General features: G+C 49.3%; 27 protein-coding genes and 1 pseudogene. 26 read left to right on the top strand and 2 right to left on the bottom strand.

All coding sequences use genetic code 11. The features are described from left to right. Nucleotides 1-55: 55 nt before the first annotated feature. From cpaB to NFS35_RS12390, 26 genes are all read left to right on the top strand, one after another. On the top strand, nt 56-940 hold the full coding sequence (gene cpaB, locus NFS35_RS12515) for a Flp pilus assembly protein CpaB (RefSeq protein ID WP_251207468.1): 885 nt from the start codon (nt 56-58) through the stop codon (nt 938-940). A gap of 28 nt (nt 941-968) precedes the next feature. Beyond that, nucleotides 969-1,823, top strand: a complete 855-nt coding sequence (locus tag NFS35_RS12510) for a ParA family protein (RefSeq protein ID WP_251207467.1) — start codon at nt 969-971, stop codon at nt 1,821-1,823. Next, entirely contained in the window at nt 1,816-3,231 is a 1,416-nt protein-coding gene (locus tag NFS35_RS12505) for a CpaF/VirB11 family protein (protein WP_251207466.1), read from the top strand. Before NFS35_RS12510 ends, NFS35_RS12505 begins: the two co-directional genes overlap by 8 nt. Next, nucleotides 3,232-4,164, top strand: a complete 933-nt coding sequence (locus NFS35_RS12500) for a type II secretion system F family protein (protein WP_251207465.1) — start codon at nt 3,232-3,234, stop codon at nt 4,162-4,164. Next, nucleotides 4,161-5,039: a hypothetical protein gene (locus NFS35_RS12495; RefSeq protein WP_251207464.1), complete on the top strand. Its 879-nt coding sequence runs from the start codon at nt 4,161-4,163 to the stop codon at nt 5,037-5,039. Before NFS35_RS12500 ends, NFS35_RS12495 begins: the two co-directional genes overlap by 4 nt. Nucleotides 5,040-5,370: 331 nt before the next feature. Next, nucleotides 5,371-5,592, top strand: a complete 222-nt coding sequence (locus tag NFS35_RS12490) for a DUF6133 family protein (RefSeq protein WP_251207463.1) — start codon at nt 5,371-5,373, stop codon at nt 5,590-5,592. 374 nt (nt 5,593-5,966) lie between these two features. After that, the gene (locus NFS35_RS12485) at nt 5,967-6,185 is read left to right on the top strand and encodes a hypothetical protein (protein WP_251207462.1); all 219 of its coding nucleotides are present in this window, start codon (nt 5,967-5,969) and stop codon (nt 6,183-6,185) included. Nucleotides 6,186-6,241: 56 nt separating this feature from the next. After that, nucleotides 6,242-6,658: a zinc-finger-containing protein gene (locus NFS35_RS12480; RefSeq protein ID WP_251207461.1), complete on the top strand. Its 417-nt coding sequence runs from the start codon at nt 6,242-6,244 to the stop codon at nt 6,656-6,658. Between the two features lie 15 nt (nt 6,659-6,673). Further along, nucleotides 6,674-7,252 carry a sigma-70 family RNA polymerase sigma factor gene (locus NFS35_RS12475; RefSeq protein WP_251207460.1) on the top strand — a complete coding sequence of 193 codons (579 nt, stop codon included), beginning with the start codon at nt 6,674-6,676 and terminating at the stop codon, nt 7,250-7,252. A gap of 56 nt (nt 7,253-7,308) precedes the next feature. Continuing rightward, nucleotides 7,309-8,004, top strand: coding sequence for a hypothetical protein (locus NFS35_RS12470; RefSeq protein WP_251207459.1), 696 nt, complete (start codon nt 7,309-7,311; stop codon nt 8,002-8,004). A gap of 5 nt (nt 8,005-8,009) precedes the next feature. Then, nucleotides 8,010-8,498, top strand: a complete 489-nt coding sequence (locus NFS35_RS12465) for a hypothetical protein (protein ID WP_251207458.1) — start codon at nt 8,010-8,012, stop codon at nt 8,496-8,498. Nucleotides 8,499-8,832: 334 nt separating this feature from the next. Beyond that, the gene (locus NFS35_RS12460; RefSeq protein WP_251207457.1) at nt 8,833-9,243 is read left to right on the top strand and encodes a single-stranded DNA-binding protein; all 411 of its coding nucleotides are present in this window, start codon (nt 8,833-8,835) and stop codon (nt 9,241-9,243) included. A gap of 135 nt (nt 9,244-9,378) precedes the next feature. Beyond that, the gene (locus NFS35_RS12455; RefSeq protein ID WP_251207456.1) at nt 9,379-10,191 is read left to right on the top strand and encodes a hypothetical protein; all 813 of its coding nucleotides are present in this window, start codon (nt 9,379-9,381) and stop codon (nt 10,189-10,191) included. A gap of 32 nt (nt 10,192-10,223) precedes the next feature. Further along, nucleotides 10,224-11,294, top strand: a complete 1,071-nt coding sequence (locus NFS35_RS12450; protein WP_251207455.1) for a DUF932 domain-containing protein — start codon at nt 10,224-10,226, stop codon at nt 11,292-11,294. 43 nt (nt 11,295-11,337) lie between these two features. Next, nucleotides 11,338-12,177, top strand: a complete 840-nt coding sequence (locus tag NFS35_RS12445; protein ID WP_251207454.1) for a hypothetical protein — start codon at nt 11,338-11,340, stop codon at nt 12,175-12,177. Nucleotides 12,178-12,281: 104 nt separating this feature from the next. Next, nucleotides 12,282-12,821 (top strand): sigma-70 RNA polymerase sigma factor region 4 domain-containing protein, encoded by a 540-nt coding sequence (locus NFS35_RS12440; protein WP_251207453.1) that lies wholly within the window; start codon nt 12,282-12,284, stop codon nt 12,819-12,821. After that, complete coding sequence (locus NFS35_RS12435; protein ID WP_251207452.1) at nt 12,814-13,161, top strand: hypothetical protein; 348 nt, start codon at nt 12,814-12,816, stop codon at nt 13,159-13,161. Before NFS35_RS12440 ends, NFS35_RS12435 begins: the two co-directional genes overlap by 8 nt. Then, nucleotides 13,158-13,412 carry a hypothetical protein gene (locus tag NFS35_RS12430; protein WP_251207451.1) on the top strand — a complete coding sequence of 85 codons (255 nt, stop codon included), beginning with the start codon at nt 13,158-13,160 and terminating at the stop codon, nt 13,410-13,412. The genes NFS35_RS12435 and NFS35_RS12430 overlap by 4 nt, the downstream gene beginning before the upstream one ends. A gap of 122 nt (nt 13,413-13,534) precedes the next feature. Further along, nucleotides 13,535-14,422 (top strand): DUF5688 family protein, encoded by an 888-nt coding sequence (locus NFS35_RS12425; RefSeq protein ID WP_251207450.1) that lies wholly within the window; start codon nt 13,535-13,537, stop codon nt 14,420-14,422. 105 nt (nt 14,423-14,527) lie between these two features. Continuing rightward, the gene (locus NFS35_RS12420) at nt 14,528-15,424 is read left to right on the top strand and encodes a hypothetical protein (RefSeq protein ID WP_251207449.1); all 897 of its coding nucleotides are present in this window, start codon (nt 14,528-14,530) and stop codon (nt 15,422-15,424) included. A gap of 13 nt (nt 15,425-15,437) precedes the next feature. After that, on the top strand, nt 15,438-18,488 hold the full coding sequence (locus NFS35_RS12415; RefSeq protein WP_251207448.1) for an N-6 DNA methylase: 3,051 nt from the start codon (nt 15,438-15,440) through the stop codon (nt 18,486-18,488). A 12-nt stretch (nt 18,489-18,500) separates the two neighbouring features. Continuing rightward, entirely contained in the window at nt 18,501-18,932 is a 432-nt protein-coding gene (locus tag NFS35_RS12410) for a DUF6809 family protein (RefSeq protein ID WP_251207447.1), read from the top strand. Then, complete coding sequence (locus tag NFS35_RS12405; protein WP_251207446.1) at nt 18,922-19,467, top strand: hypothetical protein; 546 nt, start codon at nt 18,922-18,924, stop codon at nt 19,465-19,467. Before NFS35_RS12410 ends, NFS35_RS12405 begins: the two co-directional genes overlap by 11 nt. Before the next feature lie 33 nt (nt 19,468-19,500). Next, the gene (locus NFS35_RS12400; RefSeq protein WP_251207445.1) at nt 19,501-20,034 is read left to right on the top strand and encodes a decarboxylase; all 534 of its coding nucleotides are present in this window, start codon (nt 19,501-19,503) and stop codon (nt 20,032-20,034) included. Between the two features lie 49 nt (nt 20,035-20,083). Beyond that, nucleotides 20,084-20,458 carry a DUF4313 domain-containing protein gene (locus NFS35_RS12395; protein ID WP_251207444.1) on the top strand — a complete coding sequence of 125 codons (375 nt, stop codon included), beginning with the start codon at nt 20,084-20,086 and terminating at the stop codon, nt 20,456-20,458. Continuing rightward, nucleotides 20,455-21,123, top strand: a complete 669-nt coding sequence (locus NFS35_RS12390) for a hypothetical protein (protein ID WP_251207443.1) — start codon at nt 20,455-20,457, stop codon at nt 21,121-21,123. The genes NFS35_RS12395 and NFS35_RS12390 overlap by 4 nt, the downstream gene beginning before the upstream one ends. A gap of 114 nt (nt 21,124-21,237) precedes the next feature. On the opposite strand, the gene NFS35_RS12385 is transcribed toward NFS35_RS12390, so the two are convergent. Beyond that, on the bottom strand, nt 21,238-21,420 hold the full coding sequence (locus NFS35_RS12385) for a helix-turn-helix domain-containing protein (protein ID WP_251207442.1): 183 nt from the start codon (nt 21,418-21,420) through the stop codon (nt 21,238-21,240). Continuing rightward, nucleotides 21,417-21,652: pseudogene (locus NFS35_RS12380) on the bottom strand (hypothetical protein); the annotation flags it as partial. The pseudogene NFS35_RS12380 and the gene NFS35_RS12385, both read right to left, overlap by 4 nt.

Raw genomic sequence — 21,652 nt, 5'->3', positions numbered from 1 at the left:
CTTACCCGGCAGAACCAGCGGCAGATCCATATTTTAAATGACAGGAGTGAAAAACATGAAACTGAATAACCGCTTTATCTTCGGCCTGCTCAGTATCCTGCTGGCAGCCGCTATCGCCTTTGTCGCCCTGCCCACCATTGCCAGGCAGACCAATGGCAAGACTGAGATTGTCCGGATCACAAAACCCGTGCTGAAAGGAGAACAGCTCTCAGCGGACAATACAGAGACTGTGGAAGTCGGGAGCTACAACCTGCCTCCCAATATCGCCCACACCTTTGATGACGTGAAAGGGCTTTATGCCACTGCAGACTTATCCCAGGGCGATTATATCCTGACTTCCAAGATCAGCACTGTCCCAGTCTCCTCGGATGTGGCTTTAAACAACATCCCCTCTGGGAAAGTAGCCATTTCCCTGACCGTTAAGACACTGGCTTCCGGTCTGTCTGACAAACTGCAGCCGGGCGACATCATCCGTATATACCATTTCCTGGATGTGGCGGAGGAAGTTCCTGAGCTACGCTTCGTCCGGGTGCTTTCCGTCACAGATGCCAAAGGTGTCAACGTGGACAACGCAAAGGAACCGGTGGAGGATGAGGAAAAGCAGCAGTCTGCTACCATCACGGTGCTGGCAAGCCCGGAACAGGCACGGGTCATCACCTCCCTGGAAAATGACGGGGTTGCCCATGTGGCCCTGATCTCCCGGGGCAATGAAAAGCTGGCAGAGGAACTCCTGACAGAACAGGAAGCGATTCTGCAGGAAATCTATTTCCCGGAGCCTTCAGAAGAGGAAACGGAGGATATGGCAGAGGAAGGAGAAGCGGAGGGTTCCGAAACCGGCAATGCGGAAGAAAATGGGGAAGAATCTGCTTCTGCTGAAGAAAATGAAACCGGAAACAGCAGCAAAAATGGTTCAGAAAATAATCCGGACAACAAGACCTGACCGCAGGCAGAAAGGAGGAATGGTTTCCATGTCCAAAATAATCACGGTCTGGGGCAGCCCTGGCAGCGGCAAATCCATGTTCTGCTGTATCCTTGCCAAAGCGCTGACCCGTGACAAACGAAAAGCCATCATCATAAGCGGGGAGCCTGGCATCCCCATGCTCCCGGTCTGGCTCCCGGAGCAGATCACCACCACTGCCGTTTCCATCGGGCAGGTGCTGACCAGCGTGGAGATCGATACGTCCCTGGTAGCCAGCCATGTAACGGTGCTGAAAAATTATCCCTATATCGGCCTTATGGGATACTGTGCCGGAGAGAACCCGTTAAGCTATCCGGAAACAGATTACCAGATGGTTTTACAGCTTATTTCCTCTGCAAAAAGGCTGGTGGATTATGTCATCCTGGACTGTGGTTCTGCTATGACCAACGTATTCACGCCGGCCGCCATTGAGTCCGGGGATCTGGTACTTCGTATTGTGACTCCGGATCTGAAGGGCATCAATTACCTGAAGGCCCACCAGCCTCTGCTGGCGGACGGGCGTTTCCACTACCATGAGCACATGACCTTTGCAGGCATGGCCCGCCCTTTCCACGCCTTTGATGAAATGGGATATATCATCGGCGGGTTTGACGGCCTGCTGCCTTATGGGAAGGAGATTGACCGCTGTGCCACCGAAGGGGGCATGTTCCAGGCCATCAAATACTGCAACTCCAAATATACTGCATCCTTAAATAAGGTCCTGGATGCCCTGGAGCAGATGGAAGCTGCAGAGCGTCAGGAAGAGGAAGCTTATGAGGCGGAATATGAAGACAGTGAATACGGAGAGGAGGAAGATGAACAGGACTGGGAAGATGGATACAGGGAGGTAGACAGTGATGAATAACTTAAATGATATTTTCTTTGCCCCCACGGAAAACGGTGCCCTGACCTATGAGCAGGTACTGGAGGATGTACAGCGCTACTTTTCCGAAAACCATGCCTCCACCATAGCCGGTGCCGGAGAAAATGATTCAGAGCGTGCCGTCACCGTACTAAAAGAGCTGATGGTACAGTATCTGGTCAAGCGCAAGTACGCTGTCAAGGGACTTACTACAGAGCAGCTCTGCGCCAGGCTTTATGAAGACATGGCCGGCTACTCCTTCCTGAAGAAATGGATCTACCAGCCCGGCGTGGAAGAGGTGAACATCAACGCATATAACGACATCGAGGTCATCATGAACAGCGGGCGCAGCATCAAGATCCCTGATAAATTTTCTTCCCCTCAGCATGCCATTGATGTTGTGCGGCGTATGCTGAACGCCTGCGGCATGGTCATTGACGATACCATGCCATCGGTCATCGGTTTCCTTGATAAAAATATCCGTATCTCTGTGGATAAAACGCCCATCGTGGATTCAGAGGTGGGGATCAATGCCTCCATCCGTATCGTCAACCAGAATACGGTCTCAGAGGAAAAGCTCCTGGATTCCGGGAGCGCCACGCCGGAGATGCTCCATTTCCTGACCTCCTGCATCCGCTATGGGGTTTCCGTGTGCATTGCCGGTTCCACCGGTTCCGGAAAGACAACCATCATGGCATGGCTCTTATCCAACGTCCCAAACAACCGCCGCCTTATCACCATAGAGGAAGGCAGCCGGGAGTTTGACCTGGTAAAACGGGATGATGAGGGAAATATTTTAAACTCCGTGGTGCATCTGCTCACAAGGCCCCATGAGAACCCTTCCATGAACATCAACCAGGATTTCCTTCTGGAACGGGTACTGCGAAAGCATCCGGATGTGATCGGCGTAGGGGAAATGCGGTCAGCAGCAGAAAGCCTGTCGGCAGCCGAAAGCTCCCGTACCGGTCATACGGTCTGCACCACCATCCACTCCAACTCCTGTGAGAGTACCTACCGCCGTATGATGACTCTTGCCAAACGGAAGTATAACATGGACGATTCCATCCTGATGCAGATCATGGTGGAAGCCTACCCGGTGGTAGTGTTTACCAAGCAGCTGGAAGACCGTTCCCGGAAGATCATGGAGATCATCGAGGGTGAGGATTACCTGGATGGGAAACTGCTGTACCGTTCCCTCTATAAATACGAAGTAGTGGATAACGTAACGGATGAACATGGAAGCGCCCATGTGGTAGGCCACCACCGCAAGATGGAAACCATGTCAGAAACATTAAAAAAACGGCTTTTAGATAATGGGATTTCCTACAAAGAACTGCAGGAATTCTCAGACGGCGGAATGTCTGCGAAAGAAACACCCCGAAAAAAGCCATCCGGAAGGGAGGTGAAATAATTGCACTGGATCTATCTTATTTGTTTTACGCTGCTGAGTGCCGGATTCCTTGCGCTCTTTGAAGTACGCCCACGGGATTTTACGGATGTTATTTTCAATACAGGAAGGAAGACAGCAACCCTCTCAGATGAGCTGAACGTACTGATGGGAACGCCTGCAAAAGGATTTTTTAATCAGGATTATGAGATCAAACAGATCTTAAAGGATACCGGACGGGCCGACCGCTATGAGGCAGTTACCCGGCTGACCCTGATTCTTTTTGCGGTAGGAGCAGTCCTTGCACTCCTGATAGGCAACGTATATCTGGTTCCTATCCTGGGCATCGGTTTCTCTCTCCTGCCCATGTGGTATCTCCGCAGTACGGCAGCCAGCTATAAAAAACACCTGAACGAGGAATTGGAAACGGCTATCTCCATCGTCACCACTTCCTACCTGCGGACGGAGGATCTGCTCCGCTCCGTAAGGGAGAACCTGCCTTATATCAATGAGCCCATCAAGGCGAACTTTGAGGCATTTGTATATGAAAGCGAACTGATCAACGCCAATATGACCAGTGCTATCAATTCCCTGAAAATGAAGATCCCCAACCGGGTCTTTCACGAATGGGCCAATATCCTGATCCAGTGCCAGTCGGACCGTTCCATGAAAAATACGCTGCCGACCATCGTGCAGAAATTTTCCGATGTCCGTGTGGTGCAGTCGGAGCTGGAGGCCATGATGCAGGGACCCAGGCGGGAGGCCATTACCATGATGTTTCTGGTCATTGCCAACGTCCCTCTGTTGTATTTCCTCAACAAGGACTGGTTTCATACCCTGATCTACACTACACCGGGCAAGATTGCTCTGGCGATCTGTGCAGCCATTATTCTGTTTGCACTGACGCAGATCATGAAACTCAGCAAGCCCATTGAGTATGGAGGTGACGGCACATGACACTGTTAGCACTGATCGCTATCATCTTTTTTGGCTTCGCAGTCTACAATCTGTCCACAGCCTTCGCGGACATTCCTACCAGCAAAACATCTAAAATGATGATGCTGGCCCGGAAACAGCAGGGAACGAAAAAGGAACAGCTCCTGGATGTGTATATCACGAAAATCGCCGGACTGTTCGCCCCTTACCTGCGGCTGGACAAGTTAAAAAGAAATAAACTGCAGGCAGCGCTCAACATTGCCGGACTGGAGCTGACCCCGGAAGTTTACACAGCCAGGGCATGGGTAACCGCCGGAGCTGTCGGGCTTAGTGCCATCCCTCTGGCGTTCCTGATACCACTTTTTGTACCAGTTCTGATCGGAACGGCCGTAGCATTATGGTTTTCTACCTATTATGCGGCATTTGATTTTGTAAAAAAGCGGCGCAGGCTCATTGAAGCGGAAATCCCCCGCTTTGCCCTGACCATTGGACAAAATCTGGAAAACGACCGGGATGTGCTGAAAATACTGACTTCCTACCGCAGAGTAGCTGGCCGGGATTTTGGCGCTGAACTGGACCAGACCATAGCAGACATGAAGACCGGCAATTACGAAAATGCCCTCATCCGCTTTGAAACCCGTATCGGGAGTCCTATGCTCTCGGATGTGGTGCGGGGTCTGGTCGGCGTTCTGCGTGGGGATGACCAGCGTATGTACTTCAAAATGATCTGTTTCGACATGAGGCAGATTGAACAGAACAACCTGAAAAAAGAAGCAGCCAAACGGCCGAAAAAAATCCAGCGGTACTCTATGATGATGCTGATCTGTATCATGATCATCTACCTGGTAGTCCTCTGTACGGAAGTTCTAAGCTCCCTTGGCGCATTCTTTGGATAAACGCAGACCGGTTTTTATGGAAAGGAGGCGGTCACTTGTACCCCAGCAGTTTTCCTTAGCGCAGCATTTTACAGCAGTCCATAGACAACGCCGTCCTTCCACGGCAGAAAGAATACAGACAGGAGTTGCCCATGAACAGACACAGAAAACATCCCCTGCCCTCTGCGGCAGAAGCAGAAAAACAGCGGTTCCGCCGGCTGCTCCGCCAAAAACCTGCGCTCTATCCGGACAGGCCAAAGGGCAGAAAAGACAGACGGAAAAGACCAATCAGGCGGCCTTAAAAAGCCGGTATTGTATCCCTGTAACCATACATAAAAAATAGGAGGTTTCCATGAGAAAAATCACAACCTGTATCCGTAACAAAGCAAACCATTTCATCATCCGTGCCCGGATGGCAGTCTCCAATCAGCGTGGGGATTTCTATATCTCGGATGCCGTGAAGATTATCATTGCAGTAGTGCTGGGCGCTCTGCTCCTGGCGGCGCTTACCCTGATCTTCAATGATACGGTCATCCCCAGGATCACGCGGGAGATTGAAGGACTGTTCGGATAATACAACGGAATAAAAACTTTCGGGGCCAGGCCGCAGAATTTTGCGTCTGGCCCTCCTTTTTTATTTTTATAAGGGATTTTTGAAAGAACTGATTGAACTTTATAAAAATTTAAGAATTTTTTAGTTCAAATTGGCCATTTAGGGATTTCAAAAGGTGGGTAATGAAAGTGAGCAGATATCTACACCTTCATTACAGATGATTTTCAATTCAAATGATTCATGTGTGCAGGAGGTGAATGAAATTGAATCAAAAAAAGTGTACTATTTATCCTTTTTTAAAAGCAGTACGCGGCTGTTGGCACAACGCCCTGTTTATCAAATGCAACCATACTGTCTGCCCTCACGGCCAGTCTCCCCCCTGTGAAGGATTCCTGATGGCTGTGGATGCAGACGGCTCTCCGATCCTTATGCCTGCGAAAGTCTTACAGCAGCTGTCCGGGGAATCTATCGAACCGGAAAGCTGTCAGGCTGTGATAGGTAAACGAACCTTTGAGAGCGTATACGGCCTGTATATCGAGTGGCACACCGTATCTTCCACAGGCTGCCCGCTCATGGAACTATGTCGGGCTTCTGATAAATACCATTGCTTCTGAAAAAGGAAAATGAAAGAAATCAAATCTGCCATAAATGGCAGGAACGGAGGTGGCAAATGAAAACCATGAAAAAATATAACCTGAAATGTCCTTACTGCGGCTCTCCGGCCATCTGCCGGCCTGCCAGCACCGTCTACGGGGCGGATACCATTGACCGGAAAAGCTATCTGTATGTCTGCTCCCGCTGGCCCGCCTGTGACGCCTATGTAAGCGCCCATAAAAAGGACCGGAAACCCATGGGAACCATGGCAGACCGCAGGCTGCGGCGCAAGCGTATCCTGGCACACCGGGCGTTAGAAAAGCTGCGGATAGAACGGCATATGGACAAATGGGCGGTCTACGTATGGCTCCAGGCAAAACTGGGGCTTGATGAAAGCCAGGCCCATATCGGCATGTTTTCAGAAGAGATGTGTGAACGGGTTATTACCCTGTGCCGCTCCCCCGCAGACCCGGACAGCGGCATGGCGGCATGAAAGGAGGCGGTATTTATGAAGCGAAACAATCCTTTAACGAAAGAACAGCAGGCGCTGGTGGAGAAAAACCTTTCCCTTGTCTACTGGGTCATCATGGAGAGCATCCATGTCAATGAAACCATTTACGGATTCGGATATGAGGATCTGTATCAGGAAGGCTGCATCTGGCTGTGCCATGCGGCAGCCACCTATGATCCCGCACGTTCCCAGTTCCCCACCTATGCCAAAAAGATCGTGCGTAATGGCCTGCTCTCCTACTGCCGGCAGATGTGCCTGAAACAGCGCCGCATTACATACCTGGCTGTGGGCCTGCATGGGGAACTGCTCGCTGACGGGGAGCCTGTAGCACAGCCGGATGACTTTCACGCACAGTTAAATATGATAGAAACCCTTGACCTTCTCGCATGGGCCGAAAAGAAATATCAGGGTGTGGCAAAGCTCGGCGTCAAAGCCCTGGAGCTGAAGCTGAAAGGCATGAGCATTTCCGACATTGCCGGTCTGTATCATGTGCCGCCTCCCCATGTAGGCGCATGGATCTCCCGCGCCGCCCAGAAGCTTCGGAAAGACAGGCTGTTTCTGTCAGGGCTTTTATGACTGCCGCCCCAGGCAGTCTCCTACCTAACCGGAATAAAAACACAGGAGGATTTTTTATGGCATTAAAAACACTTTACACGGCTGTCGGACGCTTTGAGCGCAGGACCAACGGCTGCCGGCGCTACTGCCCCGTCATTGTTCTTGGGGGAAAGGAATACATGGTTGATGTCCAGGAAATGGTCATCTGGAGCTGCCTGAACTGGCGGATCGTCCGCATGGAGGAGATCGGTCTGCTCTATGCAAAGACTTTTCCGGGGCAGGAGGATGTGGTAGACCGTCCCTGGCGGGAGTGCGTGGAGCGGCTGCTGACACGGGGCCTGCTGGTCTGCGGCAAAGGGGAAACCGAATATGATGCCCTTTATGACCTGCTCTCTTCCATGTACATCATTCCCACAGATGGCTCCCGCCTTCTAAGGATATTGTCATTTTTGAAGCTGGTCTTTGTGAACCATGTGCCGTTTTCTGCTGCCGGCCGACTGTTCCGCCGGGACCAGCGTACCGAAAACGAAAAACAGGTCATGGCCCTTGCCAGACAGGCACTGCTCTCCACAGCAGAACTGATCCGGTGCATGGAAAAGGATATCCGTTCTTTCCCCACGGAAGAGAGCATACTGGACGGCCTTTATGACGATCCGGATACCACCAGCGACAACATCAGCTGCCTGATGCGGCTTTCCGCTAAAAGCCAGGCGGTCACGCTTGCAGTTGCGAACCTGTACCTGCGCCAGCAGATTATTTTTGAAAGGATATGATACTTATGGAACAATGGTTGAACTCTCCTTTTACCCTCCGGCTGAAAGTTTTTCTTTTCCTGTTGACAGGAACCGCCATCCTCCTGATGGCTGCCGCTGCATTTTTTATTTCCCGCGACCGGCTCCTGCTGGTTTTGAGCGGCATTATCTTCTTCTGCTGCCTGCTACGTAGCATGGGGCTCCTGATCGTGATCCTGCGTGGGGACTATGAGACCATCACGGGCATCTGCACAGCCGTTTCCTCACAGCCGTTACGCAGGTATCAAAAAATAGAGCTTACAGACAGCCGGGGAGCTGCTGTTATCTTACTTTTGGGGAGACAGATAAAAATAAAACCGGACAGAGTTTACTGCTTCTATTTCCGGAAAGCCTCCCGCCCTTCCCTGGGCAGTGAATATCTGAACGCCTCCCTCTCCACGGATCTGTTTTTAGGCTACGATTCCGGCCTGCCGGACAACAGGCTGGAAACAAAAAAATCAGATTCTGCAGAATAACAGGGTCTTGATTCCTGTTTATATATAGGAACCTTTACATATTTGCATGGCTTCCAACTACAAAATATTGTATTTCGCCGCTTTAAATATCTATATATAGTATATGTAAACTTGACAGACACAATATATGGTGTTATACTTACCTTGTAATTGATTTTTGTGCGTATCCTTGCAGGATTGCAGACGGTTTTGTCTGTATAGCGATGAGACAGTCGCATTGCACACGCTGTTAAGTTTGTATATAAGTGTCAGTGGCATTGCTGCGCCCATATGGGCCGGATTCCTGCTGGCACTTTTTTTATAGATAACAAGGCCAGTGGCAGAAAGGAGTGTTATGGCACAGATTTTTGCATTTGGACGTGTGGAGAATGACCTGGTTCCCCAAAAGAGCCAGAGAGATTCCACCTATGTCTGTTTCGGTTTTACCGAGCAGACCGGCAAGGGGCAGTTCCAGTATTACCAGGTCTGGGCATGGGATGATGAGGTATCCCGCCTGATGCAGCTTGGTGTAAAGAAGGAAAGCCGGTTATGGATCACCGGCACACAGCGGCTGGTGGACTGTACCTCAAGCCATGGGAAGGAAAAGGCGAAGGTCTTAAAGATCTATCTGTCCAACTTTGGATTTCTTCCCGGCCGCTTTCCAAAGGAAAGCCCCGCCGATTTTCCAAATGACCCTGAGACCGCAGAATCCGCCCCTCCCCCTGTGGAGGTACTGGACGGAGAACGCGAGTCCCTGCCGGAGTGATTCCCATTCCGGCTCCAGAAGAGGAACCGTACCGGTTTTCAGAATGATACTGAAAAGCCAGTATGGTTCCTCTTTTTTTGTGCATGCAGAACATGCAGGTTACTTTTAACAATAACAAAGAAAGGATGGTAAAAAATGAAAAGCGGCAAAGCCCTGTGGGGCAGCATCAGCATTCTTGTGGGGGCGGTTATCGCCATACTGGCACTGATAAGGGGTGCCTGGCAGTCCTGGCTCCTGATCGGGGTATTCACCCTTTGGGGGCTGTGGGTCACAGCGGTACTCTTACGGCCTTACATGCAGCAGGCAAAACGCCGCAGGATGCGTGAACAGCTTACAAGGAAACGCCTGGCGGAAGGGATCGCCTCTTCACAGCCCCCTGCATTTCCTGTCATGGAAGCCTCAGAAACGGAACTGCTGCTGCTCCGCCATGTCAACCACCGGATCTCTGCCTATCTACGGGCAGTTTATCCTGATGTACGGTGGGAGTGGTGCGAAAAGAGACCGGAAAAATTAGTGCTGGCGGGAGGAACCGGACGCATCCGCCTTTACGGCATCCCGGATTTTGACCATGCAGATGTATGTGTGGATCAGGATGCCAGCATCAACTGTAACATGTTAAAGATCGTTCCCCTCTCAGAGGCCGGAGGATGTGAACCGGAAGATACCATTCCGCCCAATAAGCAGCCGGTAGACCCCCAGATCTGGTATGAAGTCCAGGGAAGGAAGGTTTTGGAAGCTCTTGTGGCAGACTTAAATTCCAGAGGCCACAGCCGTCTGACCATCCATGAGGACGGTGATATCTGCATCGAGGAAGATACGGAGGAGGTGGCAAAAGAGCACCTTGCCGGCTTTCCGGAAAAAACGTACTGGCCCCGGCTTCTGCAGGTTTTTGAGCGTAACGGGCTGGCGGCTGAAATCATGGCGAATGGCATCCAGATTTCCTGGTAAGCCCGCACACAATAAGAAAGGAGCGAAACAGAATGAAAGAAGGTCTTTCCCTGGAAGAAATGGCCGCCGAGATCACCCGGCAGAGTAAGTTAAAAGAAGATTATCTGGTGGATACCAGAAGCCTGCAGATGGAGCCCTATGATTCTCAGGTCTATCTCCACATGTTTGATGGAAAAACCGAACCTGTGGAGCCCATGCAGGTCAATACCATCGCCCATCGGCAGCTGGGAACTCATTTAAAGATTCCCGCATCCTACTATGACCGGATGCTTGCGGAAAAACCGGAGCTTCTTGCTGCCAATGTCAATGCCTGGTTCCAGCATGCCCCGTCTAAACGGCTGCTGCGTACCATGGGCGGCACGGCAAGGGCATTTTTAAGTAACCGCTACCGCCGGATCGATAATCTGGAGATTGCCCAGGCAGTCCTGCCTATTATCGGACGCATGGAAGGCGCACGTTTTGAGAGCTGTCAGATCACGGACAGCCGGATGTATATGAAAGTGGTCAATACCCGCCTGGAAGCGGAGGTTGTGCCGGGAGACATTGTGCAGGCCGGCGTTATCATATCCAACAGCGAAACCGGTATGGGTGCTGTCAATATCCAGCCCCTTGTCTACCGCCTGGTATGCAGCAACGGCATGATCGTCAATGATGCACAGACCCGCCGCAACCACGTGGGCCGGGTCAATGACATGGAGGAAAGCTTCCAGCTCTATTCCGAAAAGACACTGGCCGCCGATGACAAAGCTTTTATCCTGAAGATCCAGGATACCGTCAGGGCCGCCGTGGAGGAGGCACGCTTTTCCCAGGTGGTCGGCATGATGCAGGACGCCGCAAAAGCAGAGATGAACACCAAAGATGTCCCTGGCATTGTGAAGCTGGCCAGCCGGGAATTCCACATCACGGATGATGAGGGAGAAGGAATCCTCCAGCATCTGATTGAAGGAAAAGACCTGACCCTGTACGGGCTTTCCAACGCTGTTACAAGGCACAGCCAGGATGTGGAGAGTTATGACAGGGCCACCCAGCTGGAGAGTATCGGCTATAACATTCTTTCCATGCCGGCCCGCCAGTGGAACCGGATCAACCAGGCAGCCGCTTAATACAGCCAATAAAAAACAATTCAAATCCAAGGAGGAAAACAGTATGTATAACACCCAGAACAACGCTTTGGCAGAACAGGAAAAATTTATGCTCCCGGCAGCCATGCCGGAAGGAGAATTCACCCAGGAGGAACTGGCAGAGGACATGGACGGCCTGCAGATGAGCTTCCCCCGGATCAAGATCCCGGGCGGCGGTGCTCTGATGTTCGAGATCCCCTCCGATGATCCGGAAAATCCGGATTATGCCAAAACCCTGGAAGGGGTCATCCTCTTCAACCATCCCAACAACGCTTACTGGCCGGAGGGCAGCGAGTATGACGACAACTCCAATCCCCTGTGCTCTTCCGTAGATGGAAAGCAGGGGATCGGGGAGCCGGGCGGTTCCTGTGCGGCCTGCGCTTTAAACCAGTTCGGCTCTGCTGCAGAAGGGGCAGGCAAGGCATGCAAGAACATGCGTGTGCTCTACCTGCTCCGCAGCGGTGAGTTCATGCCGTTACAGGTAACTCTGCCGCCCACCAGCTTAAAGCCCTTCCGTGAGTTCATGAACCAGTCCTTTATGCTCCGCCGCCGTGCGACCTATGGCAGCGTGGTACAGATCGCACTGAAAAAAATGAGCAACGGAAAAGATGACTACAGCGTCGCCACCTTCCGCCGGCTGTACGATTTCAGCGGCGAGGAGCTGGCACAGATCCGACAGTTTGCAGATGGTTTCAAGACACAGATCCGCATGATGCTCCAGCAGCGTGCAGCCGTCAATGAAACACAGCATGACGATGGCTGCGATTACGGTAACAGCAATGTGGAAGTCCTGCCGGCAGGCGGAGGCGGAAAGTTTAACTACGGACAGCCCCTTGACGGAGAACGTGAAGCCCTGCCCGCATGATCGGATGTAACAGATATGGCCTGATGCCATATGTAACGTATCAAAAGGATTCTCCCGGTTTACTTCCGGGGGAGTCCTTTTCGCATTTAAAGGAGGAAATTTCTATGAAATCTGAAATACCACTAACCCCGGAGCAGCGTTTGTTTGCTGAAGAAAACCATAATCTTGTCTATAAATTCTTAGCAGAAAATCACCTGCCCCGCGATGAATTTTATGATGTAGTCATTTTCGGTTATCTACGTGCAGTTTCCCGCTATTTTAATGAACTGAAATTACAGCAGTATTCATTTGCTACTATTGCATGGCGCAGAATGTCAGCATGTATATCTGACTATAGAAGAAAACAAAGACGCCCCAAGCACAATGCCGATGTAGTTAGTCTGCATATCAAGCCAAACGAAGATAGTTTGGCTTTAGAAGAAACTATAGCCGCACCTAATCCATATATGTGCCAACTGGAGGAACAGCTTCTCCTGCACGACCTGGCAAAACGGGTATCCAGGCAGCAGATGAACATCGTGCATCTGAAATCCTGTGGGTACAATGACCGTGATATCGCTCACAGGCAGAATACTACCATGAAACGTGTCCAGGAACTTCTGGAGGAAATACGAACTGTATTGATGGAGATGTGCTATGAATAATACTAACAATTTTGAATCTTTTTTAGAGAAACGGAATGATATTCTGGATGGTCAGGCGTATCAGCTATTACGACTTTTGACATGTCCTGAAATCGAGCAGACAGAAACACTGTCCGAATTCCTATGGGATATGGCTTTCATTGGCCCGCTACTGGAAACAGCGGAATCTTTACTTCAAAAGGCCGGTTTTTCAACCTGTTATCCGTATTATGGAGAAAATGAAATTCCCTGTATCCATACCAGTCTGTGCCAACATCCGAACTGTCCGTTCCTGACAGATTCTCACATGGATTTTCCCAAAACATCAACTAAGAAACAGAATGGAGGTCAGAAAGAATGAGAAAGAAAAAAGAAGAAAAAAAGAAAGTAATGCTCTGTGGCCAGCTGATCTGCCCTGTTACGATCGGAAAACCTGCCATCTTTGCGGCCGGGGGGAACCTCTACCGTACCTCCCGTGTTGTGGCACTGCATAAGCACACCATGGATGAGGTTCATTTTGAGACCATGAACACCCATTACCATTTATCTATGAGCCCTTTTCCGCTGGCGGCCATGAGTCCGCTCCCTGTGAGACTGGCCGCATGTGCATAAATGGACTTTAAGTAACTGTGGCGGCAGTGTTTCACTGTCCGCCTTCATGTTCCGGCCGTAGTTAATCCCAGACTGCGGCCTTTTCTTATGGATATGCTTATGGCATACAGACAGGAGGCATTATGAATATAAAAGAATTTGCAGAGCGTATGAAATCATCCATTTCCAATGTCCTGCCGAAGGAAGTCACTATGATAGAACAGCTGAAAATAAACGGCATTTATTCCTATGGAATCCGTATTTCAGAGCCAAATTCCCATACAGGGATCACCATTTCCCTGGAACCCTTTTTCGAGACATTTCTGGATACAGACAACTGGACGAGAACCGTTGACTATGTTCTCGATTTTTACAAAAACCAGGCTCTGCCAGAATCTCTGGATGCGGAATGGCTTTATGATTTTGAGCAGGTCCGGTCAGGGCTGTATTACATTCTTGTAAATTATGAAGCAAATGAAGAACTTCTCCATAAGGTGCCATACACAAAATTTCTGGATCTGGCAAAAATATACTATGTGCAGTGTCCCCTTGGGGAATCAGATACAGGAACTATTCTTGTACGGAACGAACATCTGAAAGATTGGGGGATATCCATCTATGAACTGGATAAAGCAGCAGAAGAAAATACGCCCCGTCTTTACCCGGCATCTATCACCTGCCTTATGGATGAAGCCGGACTGGGAAATCTTCTCGGCGTTCCTTTTGAACTGCCGCAGGAGCCGCTGATTCCCATGTTTGCTCTTTCCAATACCCAGAACGATCATGGAGCCACGGCTGTCTGCTATCAGAAGATTCTGGATGATTTTTCTCAGAAAATACAGGATGACCTGATCCTTCTGCCCAGTTCTGTCCACGAAATGCTTTTGATACCGTTACATAAAGATGATGATATCCCGTCCCATAAAGAAACGGTTTATGATGCGAACCGTTATATTCTGGAACCTTCCCAGTTCCTGTCTGATAACGTATATCTTTTCAGCAGGAAAGACAAACAAATTACGATTGCCTGATACTCCGGCAGGAAAGTTCCCCAAAGGATACTGCCCTGCCTTTTGGTATTAAAGCAGACTGGAAACAGATTCCTCATTTTTCACAAGGATAGAAAGGAAACGATTATGGATTTACTTAAAAAATTTGAAAGTGTTGAAATAAAAGCGGATACCCGGATCTCAGAAGCAGACCGAATCTTCTGTGAAGCCCATCAGGCGGCTTATGACCTTGCCCGAAGCTCCCTGGCAGAACTGGAATTTTTCTGGGAAGATATGCGGAGCCAGCAGCGGGAACTTCTGGCTCCGGCAGACGCATCTGCTGATACCTACCTTACTACGTATGGTGAGTTTCAGCTCTCCAGTGACAAAATCCGGGGGCAGCTTCAATCCCTGCATGCCCTGTTTATAGACCATCTAGTTTCACATTTCTCGAAAACCTATCATTTTTCTATTGACAAGGGCGACGTAAAAGACCATCTGATTCCGCAGGAACCAACGGACCGCTGGGTGGATGATTATAAGGAACAGGCACTAAAGTATACGCAGGAACTGGAAAATCTGACGCTCCACTATACAGACATCCTGGAGCAGATATTCCTACAGACTGGCGGCAGGGCTTTTTTCGAGCAGGCGCTTCATGAACTGAAAGAAAAATGTCACAGCGCCGCCTGGGATTCTGGCAGCGGCCGTGCAAAGTTTGAACAGAAAAAATGCGTCCTGCAGTTTACAAATTATGCATGCAGCTATCGCAGCTACTATAGAAGCGAATCCTGGGAGCTGATCGGCAGAATGAAAGATATCATACGAGGAATTTCCCATTTTGAAACCGGCGGATTTGATCACACTCCGGCAAGTCTCTCAAGGCTTCTCGGGCGGGAATCTGATTCCGGCCAGTGCGAATTTCCGGATTGCAAAAAAATACAGTCACTGAGGATGTTCAAGAATGGGCGGGTGGATCTGAAATTTACCAGTGAAGCTTATGTCCTGCAGTTCGTGGATGAATACTTAAAAACCATATGTTAGCGAGGTGATACCAATGAAATATGTCTATCGGGATGAACCCATTCCGCATGATAAGCGGAAAGAACTCAATGAGAAAGTCCTTTACCTGATCGACAGCAACACTGCCGGTTCCTGTTCCATCAGCCGGGAGGATATCTACAACGCCTATACCGGTGACGGCGGGCTTCATGCCCTGGAACGGCAGGACTATGAGAATTACCATGCCTACAGCGAGGCAAAGAAAGAGATTGAAAACGGCCAGTTCTTCACCCCACCCCGGCTGTGTGAACTAATTACAGCCTGCCTGAGATTATCGGAGCATGATCTGGTGGCAGACCTTACCTGCGGCATGGGAAGTTTTTTTAACTTTATTCCAACAGAAGCAAACATCTACGGCTGTGAGCTGGATGTCAATGCGGTAAAAGCAGCAAGATTCCTTTATCCGGACGCCTCCATCGAGTGCCGGGATATCCGCACCTGTCAGCCGGACACGCGGTTTGACTATGTGGTAGGAAATCCGCCCTTCCATTTAAAATGGTGGACCAAAAGCGGCAGAGAATTGTCTTCCCATATGTATTACTGTCTGAAAGCGGCAGAAGTATTAAAGCCTCTCGGCATCCTTGCCCTGATCGTACCTGCATCCTATCTGTCTGACACCTTTACGGACAGCGGGCAGATCCGGGAGATGGAAAAGCAATACAGCTTTCTGGGACAGGTGACGCTCCCGGAAGATGCATTTTCCCATCTGGGTGTCAGCAGATTTGCAACAAAGCTGCAGTTCTGGCAGAAAAGGACTGCCGAAGAAGGCTGGAAACCTCAGCCTTACCATACAGAGCCAGATGATACTCTGGAACAGGACTTTGATGTACAGGAAGAAGCCGCATACATCCATAAAAAGATGATAGCATTTGCCAAATCGGCATTAGAAAACAATCAGTCAAGGATTCTTCTGGAGCTGGCGAAATCACGCAGTACATCCGGTGATTTTAAATACCAGGCTCAAAAACTCCTGTACCATATCAAGGCACATCCGGCCATCCGGCCATCCTATGCCAGATGCTGTGAATATCTGCACCGCTTTTACACCCAGCGCAAGCCTGAAGGCATGAGTTATGAACAGTGGTGCAAGACACAGCTTACAGAAAAAAAGGTACTCACTTATCTGCAGAAAGCACTGAAAAAACAAAATCCTGTGCCGGAAACAGATAAAATCTGCCTTATCAAGAGAAAAGGCGATTTCATTTATAAAGGCTACAGTACGGCCGCACGCCGGCAGCTAAAAGACAGCCAGCGTCTGCCTGTGCCAATCTATCGGGCAGTTTATGATAATACCCTGAAGGATTACCCCGGCTATGAAAAACTGCTTTCCAGAAAGCGGGCAGAATACGAAAGGCAGAATCTTGCTTTTGCAGAAATGGAGGAAGATCCAAAGCTTGCAGACTGGCTGAATGACTTTTCCCTGTGGGATTCTTCTCTTATGGAGCAGATCCAACTGAATGGGATCCAGAAGCATGACATCAACCTTACCCTCCAGAAACAGTATGCGCTCCTGCAGTGGGAGCAGGGGAGTGGAAAGACGCTGGCCGGCATTGCGACAGGATTGTACCGGATGCAGAAACAGCACGTACACAGCACCTGGGTGGTATCTTCAGCGATCTCCATCCGGAATAACTGGAATGTGGTGCTGGCAAACTATGACCTGCCCTGCATCCTGATCCACCGGCTTGCTGATCTGGAACGTATCCAGCCCGGATATTTTGTCCTTATCACGCTAAGCAAGGTAAGCTCCTATAAGAAACATTTGAAAAAACATGTGAAACGGCTGAACCAGAATATCCAGTTCATACTGGACGAAAGCGATGAGATCTCCAATCCCGGAAGTGCCCGGTGTCAGGCAGTGCTTTCCTGTTTCCGCCGGTGCCGGATGAAACTGCTTACTACGGGAACCAGCACCAGGAACAATATTTCGGAATTTGCACCACAGCTGGAGCTGCTCTACAACAATTCCGTCAACATGATCTCCTGGAATCAGTATATCTATCACCATAATAAAGACAGTGAAGCGGATAGCGAACCGGATTATGAGCCCAACCCTTATTTCGGGCAGCCAATCCCTGCCTACAAGAAAGGCTATTCCCTGTTTGCATCCTCCCATCTGCCGGAAAAGATCACAGTATTCGGCATGGAGAAGCGCACACAGGATATCTACAATGCAGATATTCTCAGCGATATTTTAGGAAAGACCGTTATTACAAGAACCTTTGAAGAGGTTTCCTGCAAGGATATCAAGCATATCCACCAGGTGCTGCTCCGGTTCCCTCCGGAAGAAAAGGAAGTCTACCAGAAAGCAATCCATGAATTTTATCAGATGCGGGATAACTATTTTGCTTCTACCGGCAATTCCAGAAAGGATTCCATGATGCGCCTGGTCCAGCAGATTGTCCTTCTCCTGCGCATCGGCGCTGCTCCAGATACCGTGCAGGAATACACGGGGGATACCCCTGTCAAAGTCATGACAGCCGTTGAGATGGCAGCCGAGTGGAAGGATGAGACCATTGCTATCGGAGTACGGCATGTTACCGTATTGGAATCCTATGAAAAAGCACTGCGGGAATACCTGCCGGACCGTCCTTTGTTCGTGGTCACTGGTTCAAACACCAGCTTTGCAAAAAGGCGGGCGCTCAAGCAGACACTGCAGGACAGTGGGAATGGGATTCTTCTCTGCACCCAGCAGAGTCTTCCTTCCAGTGTCAACTTTGATTATGTCAACAAGATCATTATCCCAGAATTACATTACAATAACTCCGGCATGAGCCAGTTCTACTTCCGGTTCATCCGGTATACCTCAACAGAACAGAAGGATATCTATTTTCTCACCTATGCGGGCAGTATTGAATCCAACCTGATGCAGATGGTTCTGGCAAAGGAAAAGCTGAACCTGTTTATGAAAGGGCAGGATGTGGATCTGGATGAAATCTATGACCGGTTTGATGTGAACTATGACCTGCTGTCCCTCCTGATGCGTCAGGAGAAGGATGAAAACGGTGTCCTCCAAATCCACTGGGGTGAACAGCAGATTGCATGAAAGGAGACAAAAATGAATTTTTATGAAACCAAAATGGGCAGTATTTTTTTTAACCGCCAGTTACCGGAGCTGATCAAAGCTCTGCAGGAAATCGCCGCAGCACTTTCAAAGCCGGCGCCTGCAGCCGTGAACCTGACGGGCCTGGAAGAACCGGATTTTTTACATAATCTTTTTTATGGTCATTATGAGCCGGATATCTACGGCTGCGTAACGGCTCCATCCAGGCTGGATCAGAAAGTGAAGGAAACGGAGAAAGCGCTCCTTCCTGCCCTTGGGCAGTCCAAAAGGCTCTTTGAGCAGTACCAGGCGGCGGTTTCTGAAAGAGACAGCGCCATAGCAGAGCAATCCTACATCTGCGGATACCGCACCGCTGTCCAGATGATCGTAAGCGGGCTTGCGGCCCCGCAGACAAAACCGTCAGGAGGTGCCGGGAATGAATCCTGAAAATAATCCGGCTGACAATATGCCAAAGCTTCCCATGGAAATTTACGGGCATGTACTGATGCAGTCAGCGGAAATAGACGAATATCAGAAACAGGAGCTTACCCTGTCCTATGTGGATCTGGATGGTTCCCATGAGCTGAAAACCTGTTATGGCGATGTCCTGAAAACCATCAACGCACTTATGGACTATACACGGATGCTGGATATCGTATGTGATCAGTGGGAGCTGACTGGTTTCCACCGTGCTACTTACGAATACCACGCAGGTAAACTGAGAGAGATTGCAGATAAATTTCAAAAGGCAATCAGCTATGATTATGCCGCCGCTGTGGAAAAGTGCCGTAAAAAGAAAGCCAGGAAACAGGCATACAGCGATGTAGGCGAAGATGCACTGGCGCTCGCTGTCCGCAGCCAGCAAAAGGCAGCAGAAAAACAACTGGAAGACCAGAAAACAGAAGAGCCGGTTTCATCAATAGAAACCAGTCCCCCCTATCCGGCGGAAAATACTCTGCCGGCGTGGGAAGACGATTTTTAAAAAAACTTATTTTGCAGGATTGGAGGTATCCCTATGAATAACAGCGAATTACGAAAAACACTGGAAGAACATCTTGACCTTTTAAAAAGAAACCTTGCCGTGGCATCCCTGGAGGTATTAAAAACCAAATACAAAAAACCTTTTGACGAACTGCGGCACAATATCAAGTCCACAGCCACAGCCTATGTAAAGCAGATCACGCTGGAAAATATCCGCATCCGTGCGGACTTTATGGACGAGGCACAGCCGCTGATCCAGGAAACCATTGACCAGTCCGGCATTCTGAAGCAGATCTCCGCGGCTGCTTTTAAGAGACAGGATATTGAGGAGATCGACCAGCTTGCCCTGACACTGAAAGAGCAGATCCGCCAGGCCCTTATTCCTTTTTATGACAAGCACATCTGTCTGTATCTGGATGAGGAATGTTTTGGGAATCCGCCCAAGGCGCCTAAATTTTATAATGAAGCAAGTGGCTGTATGTGGAAAAACGATACATGGATACCTGCAGAGGTGGAAAAAGGAGTGATACTTCTCCCGGCACAGAAGATGCCCAGAACAGCAGCATAACAAAAACACATGGCAAAGAAACAATACACCCCCAAAGAAAGGAGACACTATGAAAATATTTGATTTGGAGAAATACGGGAATACCTATAAGATCCAGCTGAATGTTACTTCCTATACGGAAGGCAACCTCGCTATTACAATGACTTCCTGGGAAGACGGAGAGGCGGAACCCTGGAATGTCCTGACCGTTAATCTGAACTCTATCCGGCCTCAGAACTGTGCATTTATTGATACCAATAACAATGGTGAAGATATCCTTGCATGGATCATCCGGCACGGCCTGGCAGTCCCTACCGGCACTTATGGCCGCAGCGGTTTCTGCAGTTATCCGGAATACCGGTTCCGTCCGGAGATCCTTCAGGAGATTGACCCGGATGGATATGCTTCCTATCTTCATGACTGGAAAGAGAGGTATGCCGAATGAAAATCGAATTGTACCCCAAAAACATACTGGAGGCACTCTGGAAGAAAGATAAAAAATGGTTTTCGGATGGCAATGGTCAAAGACCGGTCTGCCTGCGCTGCGGAAATCCTTTGAATGACCGGCTTATGGTTAATTCGTTAAGCCGCCACGCAAAAATCTATATCTGCCAGCAATGCGGATCAGACGAAGCCATGCGTGATTATGGAAAAGCTGTTATGCCTTTTGAGAACTGGTATGGAATATCCGACAAGCGGTTTCAGGAACTGCAGAAAAGCAAAAATCCGATGCTTACCACAAGGTGTGCTTTTCTGGAAATCTTTCAGAATCCGGATGATGACAAAAATACACGGAAAAGGCCTGACAGTGAGATTTCCTATTCCCGCTCTGATTATGACGGATACAGGTGGTGGACCACCTGGTTTCACTGCCAACAGGAACCAACACCTGAGAATCTGAGCAAAGAGATTGACCGATTCCAAAATGCCCTCTTCTGTATGCCGGAATTTAAAACACTGGGAACAATGCAGAATCTTTGCACATTTGCAGAGCCTGTAGGCGATTCTGAGTTTAATCTGTATTCAGAAACATTGCACCTCTATATCTGGATTCGGATGCTCACACAGCCCCGAAATTATAATTTATATATTCATTATTATAAGAAATAACTGTTTTCCAACAGTGCAGGTTCATTGATTGTATTTCAGAAAAGCGCCCGGCATATACCGCCTGGCGCTTTTCCTTTTTATATGGCACAAACCACCTTGTTCCTGCCTGCTCCTTTACATCCTGAACTGGCCAATGCATTTCAACAGTATGATACAAAGCTCCTGATAAAGGTCTTCGTCAAATCTGTTGTTCACAATGGCATTCTTTACCAGAAGCGGCTTATACATTTCCAATAAATCTATGACTGCTGCCTCTTTTCCTTCTTTTGCCTGTAACAGTAATTCCTTAAAATTCATTTTGTCACCTCCATCTTTCTTCTGATCTTCTGTGCTGTCCGATAATACACTGCCGTCACGCCTTTGTATCCCAGCTCGGTTTCTTCTGCCAATGTTTCAAAACTCTTTCCGTCCAGCACTCTCGCAAGAAATATGTACCGTTCCCGCTCACTAAGTGTCGGACGGCGAATTGAGGGAGACGCAAATGACGAATTATTTTTCCAACCTTTATCCAATTGACTGCGCAGTGCTG

This window comes from Acetatifactor aquisgranensis (assembly GCF_943193215.1).
Lineage (GTDB): Bacteria > Bacillota > Clostridia > Lachnospirales > Lachnospiraceae > Acetatifactor > Acetatifactor aquisgranensis.
Note: the sequence above shows the minus strand (reverse complement) of the source record. Positions and strands in the feature narration are given on the sequence as shown.

What these genes read in the sequence shown, in the direction of transcription:
- cpaB (WP_251207468.1), top strand. Translation starts at nt 56, where the DNA reads ATGAAACTGAATAACCGCTTTATCTTCGGCCTGCTCAGTATCCTGCTG.
- NFS35_RS12510 (WP_251207467.1), top strand. Translation starts at nt 969, where the DNA reads ATGTCCAAAATAATCACGGTCTGGGGCAGCCCTGGCAGCGGCAAATCC.
- NFS35_RS12505 (WP_251207466.1), top strand. Translation starts at nt 1,816, where the DNA reads ATGAATAACTTAAATGATATTTTCTTTGCCCCCACGGAAAACGGTGCC.
- NFS35_RS12495 (WP_251207464.1), top strand. Translation starts at nt 4,161, where the DNA reads ATGACACTGTTAGCACTGATCGCTATCATCTTTTTTGGCTTCGCAGTC.
- NFS35_RS12490 (WP_251207463.1), top strand. Translation starts at nt 5,371, where the DNA reads ATGAGAAAAATCACAACCTGTATCCGTAACAAAGCAAACCATTTCATC.
- NFS35_RS12485 (WP_251207462.1), top strand. Translation starts at nt 5,967, where the DNA reads ATGGCTGTGGATGCAGACGGCTCTCCGATCCTTATGCCTGCGAAAGTC.
- NFS35_RS12480 (WP_251207461.1), top strand. Translation starts at nt 6,242, where the DNA reads ATGAAAACCATGAAAAAATATAACCTGAAATGTCCTTACTGCGGCTCT.
- NFS35_RS12475 (WP_251207460.1), top strand. Translation starts at nt 6,674, where the DNA reads ATGAAGCGAAACAATCCTTTAACGAAAGAACAGCAGGCGCTGGTGGAG.
- NFS35_RS12470 (WP_251207459.1), top strand. Translation starts at nt 7,309, where the DNA reads ATGGCATTAAAAACACTTTACACGGCTGTCGGACGCTTTGAGCGCAGG.
- NFS35_RS12465 (WP_251207458.1), top strand. Translation starts at nt 8,010, where the DNA reads ATGGAACAATGGTTGAACTCTCCTTTTACCCTCCGGCTGAAAGTTTTT.
- NFS35_RS12460 (WP_251207457.1), top strand. Translation starts at nt 8,833, where the DNA reads ATGGCACAGATTTTTGCATTTGGACGTGTGGAGAATGACCTGGTTCCC.
- NFS35_RS12455 (WP_251207456.1), top strand. Translation starts at nt 9,379, where the DNA reads ATGAAAAGCGGCAAAGCCCTGTGGGGCAGCATCAGCATTCTTGTGGGG.
- NFS35_RS12450 (WP_251207455.1), top strand. Translation starts at nt 10,224, where the DNA reads ATGAAAGAAGGTCTTTCCCTGGAAGAAATGGCCGCCGAGATCACCCGG.
- NFS35_RS12445 (WP_251207454.1), top strand. Translation starts at nt 11,338, where the DNA reads ATGTATAACACCCAGAACAACGCTTTGGCAGAACAGGAAAAATTTATG.
- NFS35_RS12440 (WP_251207453.1), top strand. Translation starts at nt 12,282, where the DNA reads ATGAAATCTGAAATACCACTAACCCCGGAGCAGCGTTTGTTTGCTGAA.
- NFS35_RS12435 (WP_251207452.1), top strand. Translation starts at nt 12,814, where the DNA reads ATGAATAATACTAACAATTTTGAATCTTTTTTAGAGAAACGGAATGAT.
- NFS35_RS12430 (WP_251207451.1), top strand. Translation starts at nt 13,158, where the DNA reads ATGAGAAAGAAAAAAGAAGAAAAAAAGAAAGTAATGCTCTGTGGCCAG.
- NFS35_RS12425 (WP_251207450.1), top strand. Translation starts at nt 13,535, where the DNA reads ATGAATATAAAAGAATTTGCAGAGCGTATGAAATCATCCATTTCCAAT.
- NFS35_RS12420 (WP_251207449.1), top strand. Translation starts at nt 14,528, where the DNA reads ATGGATTTACTTAAAAAATTTGAAAGTGTTGAAATAAAAGCGGATACC.
- NFS35_RS12415 (WP_251207448.1), top strand. Translation starts at nt 15,438, where the DNA reads ATGAAATATGTCTATCGGGATGAACCCATTCCGCATGATAAGCGGAAA.
- NFS35_RS12410 (WP_251207447.1), top strand. Translation starts at nt 18,501, where the DNA reads ATGAATTTTTATGAAACCAAAATGGGCAGTATTTTTTTTAACCGCCAG.
- NFS35_RS12405 (WP_251207446.1), top strand. Translation starts at nt 18,922, where the DNA reads ATGAATCCTGAAAATAATCCGGCTGACAATATGCCAAAGCTTCCCATG.
- NFS35_RS12400 (WP_251207445.1), top strand. Translation starts at nt 19,501, where the DNA reads ATGAATAACAGCGAATTACGAAAAACACTGGAAGAACATCTTGACCTT.
- NFS35_RS12395 (WP_251207444.1), top strand. Translation starts at nt 20,084, where the DNA reads ATGAAAATATTTGATTTGGAGAAATACGGGAATACCTATAAGATCCAG.
- NFS35_RS12390 (WP_251207443.1), top strand. Translation starts at nt 20,455, where the DNA reads ATGAAAATCGAATTGTACCCCAAAAACATACTGGAGGCACTCTGGAAG.
- NFS35_RS12385 (WP_251207442.1), bottom strand. Translation starts at nt 21,420, where the DNA reads ATGAATTTTAAGGAATTACTGTTACAGGCAAAAGAAGGAAAAGAGGCA.